This window comes from Pseudobdellovibrionaceae bacterium, assembly GCA_019637875.1.
GTDB lineage: Bacteria > Bdellovibrionota > Bdellovibrionia > Bdellovibrionales > Bdellovibrionaceae > JAHBUW01.
The window spans coordinates 244,623-257,680 of the sequence record JAHBUW010000002.1; the positions used below are offsets into that span (position 1 = coordinate 244,623).

13 protein-coding genes are annotated in these 13,058 nt (G+C 58.3%); 5 read left to right on the top strand and 8 right to left on the bottom strand.

Annotation, left to right across the window (positions count from 1 at the left end):
• Positions 1-120 precede the first annotated feature (120 nt).
• Together KF767_03885 and KF767_03890 are read right to left on the bottom strand one after the other, a co-directional pair.
• Positions 121-1,254, bottom strand: a complete 1,134-nt coding sequence (locus tag KF767_03885) for an alpha/beta hydrolase fold domain-containing protein (protein MBX3017006.1) — start codon at positions 1,252-1,254, stop codon at positions 121-123.
• Positions 1,254-1,856, bottom strand: a complete 603-nt coding sequence (locus KF767_03890) for a nitroreductase family protein (protein MBX3017007.1) — start codon at positions 1,854-1,856, stop codon at positions 1,254-1,256. Before KF767_03890 ends, KF767_03885 begins: the two co-directional genes overlap by 1 nt.
• A gap of 31 nt (positions 1,857-1,887) precedes the next feature.
• Between KF767_03890 and KF767_03895 the strand changes: the two genes are divergently transcribed.
• The gene (locus tag KF767_03895; protein ID MBX3017008.1) at positions 1,888-2,388 is read left to right on the top strand and encodes a hypothetical protein; all 501 of its coding nucleotides are present in this window, start codon (positions 1,888-1,890) and stop codon (positions 2,386-2,388) included.
• Between the two features lie 3 nt (positions 2,389-2,391).
• Here the strand turns inward: KF767_03895 and mltG are convergent, their stop codons facing one another.
• From mltG to KF767_03920, 5 genes are read right to left on the bottom strand one after another with little or no spacing between them, the layout of a single operon-like run.
• The gene (gene mltG, locus KF767_03900; GenBank protein ID MBX3017009.1) at positions 2,392-3,480 is read right to left on the bottom strand and encodes an endolytic transglycosylase MltG; all 1,089 of its coding nucleotides are present in this window, start codon (positions 3,478-3,480) and stop codon (positions 2,392-2,394) included.
• A complete protein-coding gene (locus KF767_03905; protein ID MBX3017010.1) occupies positions 3,477-4,997 on the bottom strand; it encodes a succinylglutamate-semialdehyde dehydrogenase in 1,521 nt (506 codons plus the stop codon). Before KF767_03905 ends, mltG begins: the two co-directional genes overlap by 4 nt.
• Positions 4,994-6,037 carry an arginine N-succinyltransferase gene (locus tag KF767_03910; GenBank protein ID MBX3017011.1) on the bottom strand — a complete coding sequence of 348 codons (1,044 nt, stop codon included), beginning with the start codon at positions 6,035-6,037 and terminating at the stop codon, positions 4,994-4,996. The genes KF767_03905 and KF767_03910 overlap by 4 nt, the downstream gene beginning before the upstream one ends.
• Positions 6,034-7,389, bottom strand: coding sequence for a M20/M25/M40 family metallo-hydrolase (locus tag KF767_03915; GenBank protein ID MBX3017012.1), 1,356 nt, complete (start codon positions 7,387-7,389; stop codon positions 6,034-6,036). The genes KF767_03910 and KF767_03915 overlap by 4 nt, the downstream gene beginning before the upstream one ends.
• Positions 7,390-8,775, bottom strand: coding sequence for an aminotransferase class III-fold pyridoxal phosphate-dependent enzyme (locus tag KF767_03920; GenBank protein MBX3017013.1), 1,386 nt, complete (start codon positions 8,773-8,775; stop codon positions 7,390-7,392).
• A 98-nt stretch (positions 8,776-8,873) separates the two neighbouring features.
• Between KF767_03920 and KF767_03925 the strand changes: the two genes are divergently transcribed.
• From KF767_03925 to KF767_03940, 4 genes are read left to right on the top strand one after another with little or no spacing between them, the layout of a single operon-like run.
• Entirely contained in the window at positions 8,874-9,677 is an 804-nt protein-coding gene (locus KF767_03925; GenBank protein MBX3017014.1) for a hypothetical protein, read from the top strand.
• Between the two features lie 41 nt (positions 9,678-9,718).
• Complete coding sequence (gene bamD, locus KF767_03930; protein MBX3017015.1) at positions 9,719-10,468, top strand: outer membrane protein assembly factor BamD; 750 nt, start codon at positions 9,719-9,721, stop codon at positions 10,466-10,468.
• 18 nt (positions 10,469-10,486) lie between these two features.
• Positions 10,487-11,218 carry a tetratricopeptide repeat protein gene (locus KF767_03935; protein ID MBX3017016.1) on the top strand — a complete coding sequence of 244 codons (732 nt, stop codon included), beginning with the start codon at positions 10,487-10,489 and terminating at the stop codon, positions 11,216-11,218.
• A gap of 43 nt (positions 11,219-11,261) precedes the next feature.
• On the top strand, positions 11,262-11,780 hold the full coding sequence (locus tag KF767_03940; protein ID MBX3017017.1) for a hypoxanthine phosphoribosyltransferase: 519 nt from the start codon (positions 11,262-11,264) through the stop codon (positions 11,778-11,780).
• Positions 11,781-11,872: 92 nt separating this feature from the next.
• On the opposite strand, the gene KF767_03945 is transcribed toward KF767_03940, so the two are convergent.
• Positions 11,873-13,057, bottom strand: a complete 1,185-nt coding sequence (locus KF767_03945; GenBank protein MBX3017018.1) for an HmuY family protein — start codon at positions 13,055-13,057, stop codon at positions 11,873-11,875.
• Between the last annotated feature and the right edge of the window lies 1 nt (position 13,058).

Below are 13,058 nucleotides of genomic sequence, written 5' to 3' on the forward strand. Positions count from 1 at the left end.
CGCCAGTTATATCGGCATTTTAAGTCCAGCCACTTAAGAGGAATTAAGGGAGCGACTCGCCTTAGGACAGGCTAACCGTATCGGCTCAACTCGCGGGCATTCGGTCGTTCGAAAAACGATCTACTTCAAGACACCGCGGACGAAAGTGATGACGGCATTGCGGCTGATCTGCCCCCCGGGTCCATTGGGGTTGAAATCAAACCCGTGCGTTCCCCACTTCAAGTCGATGAGCGCGACCGGCGTTCCACTTTGAATCAATCGACGCCGCAAACGCTCACCGTGTTTGTGCCAAACGAGGCGATCACCTTCACCGTACAAAAGCAGACTCGGAACGGGGCGAATCGCCGCCGAGGCGATCACCGATGAAGTGCGGTACATCTCGACGGATGAATCCGGATCTCCACTTAGAAGCCGGCGCAAGATGTTGCGCGAATCGATGATGTCGCCCTCGACGGTCACCTCAAAACCGAAATCCAGATCCGTCGGTCCGTAGAAATCGACATAACCTTTGATCGGCAATTCGGTCCGCGTGTAAGCGACGACGCCCGCGATCTGCGCGCCCGCGGAGCGTCCCAAGATCAACAATCGATCCGGATCGAAGCCGAGCTCATCCGCGCGGCCGCGTAGAACATTGATCCCCGCGACGATGTCTTCCATCTGTCCGGGCCAGACCGTCGCCGGCGAAAAACGATAACTCAACGAAGCGACGGCGAATCCCGCGTGGGCCAACTCCCAATTCAGAGCGGGCAATTGTTGGGTGTTGCCCCCCTCCCAACCGCCGCCATGAACGACCACCACGAGCGGAGGTTTCGTCACATCTTTCCGCACGACCGGATAGAAGTCCGCGTGCAGGGCATGCCCGTCCGGTCCGGTGTACTCGATGCGCCGGCAAGAGGTCTCTTTCAACCACGCCATTTCCCACAACGCGGGAATCGAGAAGAGCGAATGACCTTCGACGGCGTAGCCCAACTTCGCCACCTCGGCCGTGTATTCGGCGTCGTAGCGACTGGCCAGATAGACCGGACGAATGAAACTGCATGCGGCGATCGCGGTCAGTATAAAAACCGCGCGACGTTTCGCGCGGGGATAATAAAAACGGCGACGCCAAACGTAGACGGCCACCAAAAGCGCGACGAAGAAAAGCCAGTGCCCGAACTCGCGCGACAAAACCGAAAATTGCCACAATAAAACGATGTCGAAATCGAACCAGTTCAATCCCGACCACAGCGCCAGAAGCAAAGCGAGAAGAACCATTAGCGATCCATCCAGGTCACGCGACCTTCCGTTTGACGAGCGGCTTTCGGGGGTTCGTGATCCGGATACCCCAACGTCACCGCGCACAGCAGCTCCAACTCGCCACGCTGATACTCGGGCCAAGATTTCACTCCCAAAAACTCGTCGACTTCGTCTTTGATTTCAAGCGGCGCGCCCATTGTGCAACAACCCAATCCCTCAACCTGCACGGCCAGATTGATGTTTTCCACCGCCATATACACCGAACCGATGCTCGTGTGATAACGCTCGTCCGGCGTGTTCGAAGAATAACAAAAGATGATCACCGGCGCCTCGCCCAGCGTATAGAAAAATCTTTCGGTGAACTCGTAAAGCGAGGGCTTCAAACGCTGTTTGAGAACCGGCTGAATTCCCAGCCAGCTTTTTTGCGAGTACTTGAGATAAGCGTCGCGCTTTTCCCCGGTGACGACGAAGAAACGCCAGTTCTGCCGGTTTTTCCCGCTGGGCGCATGGGTCGCGGCTTCCAGAATGCGCTCCAGAACCTCTCGCGGCGGCATCTCGGGCTTGTACTTACGGATGGATTTGCGCGATCGGATCAGCGAGTAAAATTCATCTTTGTTCATACCCCTTCGGTAGCTATACTACGTCAGAGTCATGAGCAACGATAACGCGCCCAAGCGCCCCAAACATTTAGCTTCGAACATCGCCTTCGTCGTTCTCGGGCTCGCCGTGCTTGGCGTTTCGGTCGTGGCGAGCGTGCCGTCCTGGCGGGATACGGTGCGCGCGCGTTTCCAAGGCCCCTACCGCCAGGTCCTCGCCAAAGCGCGGGGCGATTTGACCGGTCAAGGCTTCGTCGTCAGTGTCGTTAAGTTGAAAACCCAAGAAGGCATCCTGGTCGAAATCTACGAGCGTGGCCTGGATAGCGACAGCGAAAACCTGCTCGCGCGCCTGAAGTTCGACGAACGCCGGGACGGACACTTCAGCATCCGCGGCCAGGCGACGAATTTGGCGCTGATGGATCTCGACGGCGACGGCGTCCTCGAAGTGATCGTTCCCGTTTACGATGAGAACCTGATCCCCCGCCTGCACGTCTTCCGTTTCGACCCCATGGGCAAGGTGTTTGTCCGCATGGGGCCCGAGAACGTTCAGCTTTAAAATTCAGTCTTTCGATTTTTGCAGATTTTCGCCGGTCCGCTTCTGGCCGAGTTCCCGCCAGCTACGCCCTTCGCGCGCCTTGCGATTGACCTGGAAGTCTTGCACCGCGCGGAAGTGCTCTTGGTACGTCTTCGTGAAAATGTGCGTGCCGTCGTTCTGGCTCACGAAGAAAAGATAGTCCGTCGATTCGGGGCGCAAGGCCGCCAGCAAGGCCGCACGACCGGGATTCGCGATCGGTCCCGGGGGCAAGCCCTTGATCACGTAGGTATTGTATTCGGTCGGTGTCGTCAGATCCTTGCGCGTGATCGAAAGCTCGAAGACTCCCGCCGCGCGGGCTTTTCCGTAAAGCACCGTCGGATCCGTTTGCAGCATCATCCCTTTGCGCAGCCGGTTGTGAAAAACGCTCGAAATCCGGGGGCGTTCTTCCGGCGCGCCCGTTTCCTTTTCGATGATGCTCGCCAAGGTCACGATCTGGTGGCGGGTCATGCCCGAATCCAAAGCGATGGGTTGCACGTCGCGCATGTAGGTGTCCAGAAAGCGCGCGACCATCGCGCGGATCACGCTTTTCGTGTCGGTGTACTTCGTGATCTGGTAGGTCTCCGGAAAAAGGTAACCTTCCAGCGAGGTCACGCGTTCGCCGACGAGCGACGATGCGAAATCCGCGTCGGTGACCCATTTCCAAAACTCCGCTTTCGAGCCGAAGCCCGCCTTGCCGTAAATGTCCGCGATCTCGAAAATGTTCAAACCTTCCGAAACGGTGAAATTGCGACCGAGCGAACGCCCCGACGTGATCACCTCCAAAACCTCGGTGGGCTTCATGTTGAGGGTCAGCAGGTACTCGCCGACCTTCATCGCGTTCTGTTGACCGCGAAAGCGCGCCAAAAGCAGAAACCAGTCCGCGTTCCGCACGATACGTTTGTCTTCGAGATCGTGCGCCACGCGGGTCAGGGTCAGACCGGGCCGGACTTCGTAGACGACTTCGGTGGACAAGCTCGTCGCGGGCGAATTCACGAATCCGTTCCACACGTACCAGCCGCCGCCTCCCAGCGCCGCCATGAACAGCAGCGCCGAGAGCCAAACCGCGGCCTTCATCGCTGGTCTCCGGTGGGGTAGTTCATGCCGGTCAAAGTTTTGGTCGGATCGAACGGCGTCGGATCTTCCAGGCTCGCGACCGGCACCGCGCAATAGTCGATCGCGAAATGCGCCGACGCGCGGTCATTGCCGGATTTCCCCATGCCGCCGAACGGGAGCTTCGAGCTCGCGCCGTTCGTGGTGCGGTTCCAGTTCAGCAGGCCGACTTTGCACTCCAGCAACGCCTTTTCGTAAAGCGCGCGATTCTTCGTGAACAGCGCCGCCACCAGGCCGAAGCCCGTGGAGTTCACCATGTCCAGAGTCTCGTCGAAGTCGTTCACTTTCGTGATCGAAACGTTCGGACCGAAAATTTCGGACTTCTGGTAGATCGAATTCGGATCGTACTTCTGCACCAGGTTGATGCTCGGGGTGACGAAGTGCCCTTTCCATTTCAGATCCAGCGCTTTCCCGCGCATCAGGCTTTCGCAGTTTTCGCGTTTCGCGATCTCTTGAAAACGCAGATACTTTTCGACCGAGGATTCGTTGATGAGCGGGCCCATGAACGGATTTTCGCTCCAGTGACCGATGCTCAGACGTTTCGCCGCCTGGTAGAATCTTTCGGTGAATTCGTCGGCGATTCTTTCGTGCACGAAAACGCGGCTCGTGCAGGCGCAGCGCTGCCCCGAGGTCATGAACGCGCCGACGATCGTTTCGTAAACGGCCTTATCCATGTCCGAATCGTCCCACACCATCGTGGCGTTCTTACCACCCATCTCGAGCGCGAGAATTTTCCAGTAATGGGTCAGGGTCTCTTGCTTGATTTTCAGACCGACTTCGTAACTTCCGGTGAACAGGATCCCGTCGACGTTTTCATGCAGCACCAACTTACGCCCGGTTTCCGCCACGCCTTGAATCATGTTGAAAACGCCCGCCGGGAACTCCGCGAGCTGGAACAGCTTCGCGTAAAGCTGACCCACCGCCGGCGTCTGCTCGGAAGGTTTGTAAACGACCGTGTTCCCCATCAAGAGCGCGGGCACGATGTGACCGTTAGGCAAATGCGCGGGGAAGTTGAACGGACCGATGACCGCCATCACCCCACGCGGCTTGAAGCGCGTCACGCCCTCGACACCGGGAAGGGCGTTCGGCAAATGCTCCGCTTCGACCAGCTTGATCGAGTGGTTGACGGTGATGTCGATTTTACCGATGCAGGCCGTGACCTCCGTTTTGGATTCCCAAAGGGGTTTTCCGGTGTCGCGCGCGATCGCCATCGCCAGTTCGTCTTGATGCGCTTCAAAAACGCCCTTCAGTTTCATCAGGCGGTTTTTACGTTCATCCATCGACAGGCGCGCCCAGGGAAGATACGCCTTCTTCGCCGCCGCCACCGCCGCGTCCACGTGGTCCGCGTTGTAGGGAACCTCGATGACGATATCGTTCAAATCGGCCGGGCTTTTATCGACGATTTTACCTTCGGCCTGTTTGACCGGGTTAAAACTTCCATCAATGAAATCGCCCAGGTAGGTCATGCGTTCCGTGCTCATGTTTGCTCCTTATGCGGTCGCGGATAGTGGAACGGCGAAACGAAAACTTCTTGGCCGGCTTCGGCGCCGACCGTCTTTTGTGATTTCGGAGAAAGGAAAATACTGTCGCCTTCGCGATCGAAGGTGACGAGTCCCGCGCGAAACCCCTCATCCCCGACGTAGCCCAAGAGACCCGTCTCGGGATAGCTATCGGCGATCCCGCCTTCCAGCACGAACCGCTGCCCCAACTTGATCGGCAACGCTTCTTTGAACGACACCCCGAAGTGCGGGCCGCCGTCGAAGGGATCGACTTCCTCCAGATATTTGAAGCCGATCGACTCCAGAAGATGCTGCGCGGGTTTGGTTTGCTCGCCCACACGCCCCAGAACCAAACGCGCTTTCGCGTCCAGCAGGCACATGTAGATGTCTTCTTCCGGAAACAGCGTGCGGATGAACTCTTTGTTTCCCTGACTGATGAGATCGGCCTCTTGGTACGGCAAGCCGGTGAAACGGCGACCGAGGGCTTCCCAGAATTCGCTGCGCCCCTCTTCGGTCAAAGGCGGCGTCAGCTCGCACAAGATTCGATCTTCGAAACGTTCGGGATGCATCCCCATGTACAAGAAACGCGACAACGAGATCTGTTTCCCCAATTTTTCGGGACGTTTGCGGTACATCTTGTCGACCAGCAGACCACCGATTTCCGTCGGCCCATCCGCGTCCCACTGAAAGCGCAACACTTTGTGGATGAACCCGATTCCCAAGTCGCGGCTGGAATGATTGCGTTCCAGCACCTTGAAGTAGCTATGGGGAATCTCTTCGGTTCCGTGTTTCGCCATGATGAGCGAAGATCCGACGACGATTTGTTCCTCGGTGTCTTCCACCACGAACAAGTATTCGGTTTCATGCTTCGGCAGCTCGCCCGCGAAGGATTTCACGCTGCGATCGATTTTCCCCGCGATGACCTTCTTATCGGCCGGCAGATTCAAAAGCGCGAACTGGCGCGCCAGATCGACGAGCTGATTCAGGTCATCATGTCGGACTTCGCGAACCAAAAATGTCATAGACTCATCCTGGCCATGAGGCCGTCGTAAAAATCCACCGCCCGCCGCAGGTCATCGATCCTAACACGTTCCTCGGGAGTATGGATATTGCCTTCTCGGACGCCCGGACCAAACGAAACGCACTCAATGCCCACGCGATGGAAGAGCGACGCTTCATTCGTCGAAGAATGCGTGCCGGTTTCCACCGGTAATCCCTGATCCTTGGCGATCCCCCGCAACGTGCGCGTGAAATTTCCGTTGGCATCGGTGCGATAGGGTCGTTTGTAATCCGACACGCGGAAGTCACCGCCCACGCGTTGGCACTCGGCCCGAAACTTCTGCATCCATGCTTCATATGTTTCATTGGTGATGCCCGGGGGAATGCGCACCGTCCCCATGATCTCGATCCCGTAGTCACGCGTGCGGACCGAACCCAAATTCAGGGTCGGATGCGGCGGCGAGAAATCCAAGTCCCGGTGGAACAGGAATTCACTCTCCAGACGTTGCACGGCCGCGAAAACGTGATTCAACTTCTTCGCCATCGGCAGTCGGAAGCCCGAGAAAGGATCGATCTCGAGGAACGCCTGCGCCGGTACGGTGTTCGCGTTCACGCCCCCGTCGATTTCCATGATCGCCAAATCTTCCGGAAGCTGGCTTAGGTACGAAAGCATCTTGATGACCGCGCTTTCACCGCGCTCGGGGTTCGCGGAGTGCGCGCTTTTCCCCGAAAAGGTCTTCGAAATCGTCGAGGAGTTTTCGCGCAGGTTGTGATCCTCGCGATAGTCCGCTTCGTCCTCCTCGAACGGCAGCTGGATCTCGACGTGCGCGAAACCGTTGCCCGCGGTCAGCAGACGCAGATCCGAGGGCTCGCCGATGACCGCGTATTTCGCGTTCATTTTGTTTTTGCGGATCAACTTCAACGCGCCGGTCATCCCGGTCTCTTCGCCGAAGGTGTAGACCAGCACCGGCGGCAAACTGCCCACCCGGCCGCCGTGCGCGGCCTTGAACCGGGTCAAAGCTTCCAGCTTACAAATGGCGTCCAGCTTACAATCGGCCGCGCCCAAACCCCAGATTTCGCCCTCGATGATGTGCGCGTCGAAGGGATTCTGCCCCGTCTTCGTCCATAGCGCGAAAGGCCCCGGATCCGGCGTATCGAGCCGCGTCTGCAACATGAGTTCATAGTCCGGACGCGGACCGGCCAGACGAATCAGCAGATTCGCCTGGGGCGTCTCTTTCTGCGTCTCTTCCTGAACGTCGACGTCAAAACCGCGCGCGCGCGCCAGCTCCGCCAAGAAGCGGGTCGCTTCGGCGTTACCGTGCGCGGGAGTCGTATCCAAAGAGATGAGCTTTCGGCAAAGCTCGACAAAATCCAATCAAACCCCTTCGAGGATCGTTTGCTCGATGATCTTACCGACCATCTCGATCTCGTGATCCTGGGTCACCGCGGGCACCAGGAAACGAATCCGGACGGGATCCTTTCCGCAAGGGAACGCGATCAGGCCCAGAGTGAACATCTTCTTCAGAAGTTTATCGACGGTCTCTTTTTTGCCGTCGAGAGGAGTGACCGCGATCATCAGGCCCATGCCCTCCGCATCCACGAGCTTGCCCTTGCAGGTCGTCTCGTTCAGACGGTTCAGCATGCCGACGAATTTATTGTGGATCTGCATCACGCGGCCGTTCGGCCCCATGTAGCCCTCTTCCATGATGTTCAAAATCTCGAGACCCGAGGCCAAGGCCGCCGTGCTTCCCGAGAATGTGCCCGCGATCAGGCCGGGCGCGGGATTCATTTCTTCGGTGTAAAGGGTCGCGCCGACCTGCGCGGTCTTCGCGATCGTGCAGAGGTCGATGTATTCGCCGATCCCCAGAGTTTCGAACGCGAAGAACTCGCCGGTGCGGGTGAAGGTCTGAACTTCGTCCGCCCAGACGGGAATCTTCTTTTCGCGGCAGAACTCGAGCAACGGGACGAAGAACTCGCGCGGGGCCGGACGGTAACCGCCCTCGCCCAACATCGGCTCGAACGCGAACACCGAGATGTTGTTCTCGTGCTTCGCGACGAACTCTTTCATCGCGGTCAAAGTTTTCTCGCCCGAGCGCGCGTCGCGTTTATCGTAGAAAGGCAGGCGCAGGACCTCGTTGTATTCGGGAAGACCCACGCGGTAAGCGGGGTTGTCCGTCAATTCCGCCATCATCGTCGAGCGGCCGGCGAAAGCGTTCTGGAAACTCATCATCATCCGCGCCGGGGTTTTCTTTTGGCGCGTAATTTTGAGCGCGCTTTCATTCGCCATCGTTCCGCAGGTCGACAGCCAGCCGTACTTCAGGCGGCTTTTGCGACCCGCGAGCTGCACGAGCTTTTCGAGCATGCGCGTGTACTCTTTGTTCGGCTGCAGGTTTCCTTGGTTCACGATGTCCGCGAGCGCGCCGCGCACTCCCGCCGCCATCACGCGCGGATGCGCGTGCCCGAGCAGGTGGATGCCGATCCCGTTGATCATGTCGATCTTCACGCTGCCGTCTTCAAGCTCCACGAAAACACCGCGGCCCGCGCCGGTGCCCATATAAGAATAATGCAAGGGGCGACCCCGAACGGCGCCCGCGCGATCGAACTCTTTTTTGCCGGCGTCGACGAAGGCGGGCAAGGGCGCGCGCACTTCCTTCAGGGGCTCTTCCAGACGCGTGACTTCTTTCACCAGCGTTTGGATCTGTTGTTCGATTGTCGAAGAGTTCGCGATTTCGTGACCGATCAAAGACGGATTTTGTGCCATGAACGACACCTTTCTTGTGAGGGCTCAATTCTAGCCCCGGCCCAGAATGAAGACAAGAACTGGCAATTCATTGGGAAGTACTGCAGACTGTTCCTCGCATGACCTTCCGCTTCACTCTTCCGACACTCATCGCCGCGGTCTTTCTTCTGAGCGCCCCCGCGATTGCGCAGGACTCCACGGACTCCGCTTCGCTGGACAGTGCCCTTTCGGCATTGCACAGCGGGGCGAATCAAAAGGCCCTGGACGAATTGCGAGTCCTGCTGAGCGAAACGCCGCATGACCCCGCGCTTCTGACCAATGCGGGAATCGCGGCCGCCCGCCTGGAGCAATGGGGACTCGCCGCCGGTCTTTTGCGCGATGCCGTGGAGGTCGCCCCCACGGAAAACGCGCCTCGGCAGGCCCTGGATTTCGTACTCGCCAAACTTCCCGTGAAGGAGATCTCGCACAGCGCCGAATTCTGGGAGACCTACCGCGAGAACGTCCTCAGCGGCGTTTCGCTCTATTGGCTGGCCCTGATTGGCGCCCCTCTCGTCCTTTTAGTGGGACTCCTCGTGCTGCGCTTCATCGCGGACCGCCGTCGCGCACTGGTCGACGAAGAACCTATGCCGCGCGTCGGACCCGCGCACGTGGCCGCCATCCTTCTCTTGGTTTTGCACCTGGGACTGCTGATGACGAAAGTGATGGACCGTGGTCAACCTCGCGGCACGATCATCGAAACGAAAATCGCCGCTCACTCCGCCCCCGATTCCCAGTCGCCCTCGCTGTTTGAACTTTTCGCGGGACTCGAGGTCCTCATTCTGCGTGAAAATGAAGCTTGGGCCCAAGTCCGCTATCCCGGCGGACCGACCGGCTGGATTCCCAAGAGCGCCTTGCATTTCGCCCTCGCCCCCGCCGGCGGTTGACTTCCCAAAAGCCTCCCCAGTAGACTTCCTGCGAGGTAACGATGCTTCGAGTCATTGGTCGGTTGTGCTGCGCGCTCGCGCTGGTTTCGGTGATTTCCTGCGCGTCGGAGGAAAAGAGCTCCGACACGCCCGAAGGCGCTTACGCGATCGCGGAGGAATTCGCGAAAGACGACCGTTACGAAGAGGCGATCCGCCGCTTCAATGACGTGAAGAACAAATACCCCTACAGCAAGTTCGCCACCATGGCCGAACTGGCCGTCGCGGACACCTACTTCAAGCAAGAATCTTACCCCGAAGCGCAAGTGTCCTACCAAACCTTCAAAGAGCTGCACCCGAAGCACGCGCAAATCGATTACGTGACCTACCGCCTGGGCCTTAGCTTCTTCGAACAGTTGCCCGAGACCGAGGATCGCGACCTGAGCTTGGCCCAAAGCTCGATCATCTACTTCGACGAAGTGATGTCGCTCTACCCGAACTCGCCTCACGCCAAAGAGGCGCAAGAAAAGAAAACCGAAGTGCTGAAGAAACTCGGCGCAAAAGAGATGTACATTGCGGACTTCTATTTCAAACGGAAAGTCTACGCGAGCGCGCTCACGCGCTACGAGGGCCTTTTGCGCACGTACCCGAATTTGGGTTTCGATGCGTTGGCGCTTTCGCGCGCCGCCCAGTCGGCCGCGCACGCCGGCGAACTGGATCGCGCCAAACAATTGGTCGCTCGATTGAAGACCCAATTTGCGGGCTCGAGTGAGCTCGCCGACGCCGAAAAAGTTCTGCAATCCGCCACGAAATAGGGAAATAGAGGGGGTTTCATGGCCAACGTACTTCATGATGATGTGCTCGATGAAGCGCGCCGCGAATTCATCAACGGCAACTACAAGGTGGCCGAGCCCCTCCTCAATCAGCTGATCTTACGAAACTCGCGTAATCCCGAGATCTTCCAGATGCTCGCGACCATCGCTTACGACAAAGGCCAGTTCAACAAGGCGATCAAAACCTTCCGTCGCGCCTTGGAAATCGATCCGACCTACACCGACGCAAGCGTGGGCCTCTCGATCATTCTGAACGACCTGGGCCGTTACGACGAAGGCAAACAAGTCTTCGAAGAGGCCAAAGGCCTGCTCGACAAACGCAAAGGCCAGTCCGACCCCTGGCTGGAAGAGAAGCTCGCCTCCAAACACGAAGAGCTCGCGGACCTGTACTTCCAATACCAGCGCTATAACGAAGCCCTCGAGCAACTCCTGAAGGCCTTGAAGCTGTCTTCGCGCAAAACCGAGATCACCATGCGCGTCGCGGAGTGCTTCGTGAAATTGGGCGACGGCGAGCGCGCGATTCGCGAACTCAAGACGCTGATCAAAGACTTCCCGCAGTATCTGCCCGCGCGCGTGAAGCTTGGACTCGTTTACTACAATCAGAACTTCATCGCCGAAGCGACCGAGCAGTGGGAAAACGTGCTCTACCGCGACCCCCAACATGCCGAGGCGAAAAAGTACCTGAAAATGGCGCAGGCCGCAGGCATCACGAAGATGGACCTGTCGCCTTGATTTGAGCTTTGATTTGATGAAAGATATCGTCCGGAGGGAATCGATGTCGAAACTCATGGACGATCTGCTGCCGTTCCTGCCGCATGCGGAGATTCAAAAGCTCGTCAAAAAACTCGCGCGCCAACTGGAATTCGATTACGAAGGCCGCGAAGTCATCTTCATCTGCCCCCTGCGCGGATCGATTCACCTGGTTGCGGATCTGATGCGCGAAGTGCAACTCCCGCAGCAAGTCGATTTCGTCTACGTGCAAACGATCGCCAAAGGTGGCGCGATCAAGATGACGAAAGACATCACCCTGAATATCACGGGCAAACACGTCATCATCGTTGAAGAAATCATCGACAGCGGTCGTTCGCTGATTTTCTTGCGCAACCGTCTGCTGTCTTCGAATCCCGCTTCACTGAAGATCCTCACGCTTCTCGACAAACCCGCGCGTCGCGATTTGCCGATCCAAGCGGATTACATCGGTAAAGTGATCGAAGATCGCTACGTCGTGGGTTACGGTATGGACTCCGAAGAACTCGGTCGTAATTACCCCGACGTTTACTATCTCAAAAACTAAGCCGTCGGGAGTAAGCTCATGGTCCCGAAGCAGCTCGTTTTTATTTTCGTTTTCGCGGTGGTGGTCTTCTTCCTGTTCAACGCGCTCGTTTCCTAGCGTCCGGACGTGATCGCCGCGGCTTCCTGAGCGCTCAGTGGTCCGCGAGCGCCTTCATTGACGAAGATACGCCATTCTCGAGTCAACGCCCCGCTTTTCACCTGGTTCACCACTAAAAGCCGCAAATCCCAGTCCGTGCGTTCCTTCACGCAGGTCCAAGACTCCTGGCGGATGAACGAAACGCAAAACTGCGTCGAACGCGCGTCCGTCGTGAAGTTCAAAGTCAGGGGCGCCGTCGCGCTCGCGAACGCGTCTGCGCCCGCCGCCTGCACCGCCGCTTCGAACGTCAGCGTGGTGCTGAACGCCGCGGCCCCCGTCGTCGACTCGTCGATCTGCGCCACGCGAAGCTTCGCGTAAGCCTCATCCCCGGGGGATTTCAGAACCCACCAACGATCGGCGCGTGCCGCGCGTTTTTGGGTCGCGGGATCCACGCTGAACCACTCGCGTTCGTGCATCACGCGGTCGATCCCGTCGGGAAGATAGAAGTTACGCGCCGTCGCCGCGTCGGCGGCCTCGAAGCCCGCGACCGCGCGCGCTTTGAGTTCGGGGTCGCGCAGCTTCGTGACGGCCAAAGCGCCGTTTTCGTCGAAGAACGCGAACCGCTCAAGCAGCGCGCCGACCACCTCGCCCGGTCCGGATAGGCCGCCGTTCAACTTCACATCGGTGCCGCGAAAAGCGATGTCCCAGTCGCGATCGACGCGGGCTTCTTCGTCCGTCATGCGCCGCTGGGCCAGCGACTGCAGATTCACGTAGGTAAAGACGTTCCAGGTCGGGTCACTCAAGCACCCCGCATGATCGGGATTGGTGAACGGGTTCCCGCAGGCGCGCGCATCGATGTCGATTTCGCGTCCCGCTCCTGAAGAAGTGCCGATCGCCAACTTCACCCAGCCCGGCTCATTGGTTTCCGAGTGGTGATAAGACCGAATCTGCAACTTGTGAATGTTCACGCCGCTCCGGACGACGAAGACATCGAAGCGCGGCCAGATGATGTGCGTGGCCATTTCGTATTCATACCACTTCACGTTCTGGAACAAACCGCCCTTGCCGTCTTTCAGATAGTCGCCCGAGAACGCCTGGGGCTTTTCTTCCCCCGCGGGCGGTCCGGCTTTGGGCCGAAGCTCCACGCGTTCGCAGCCGAGACTCAAACAGATCAGAAACAGCGGAACGAGGTATTTCATCATG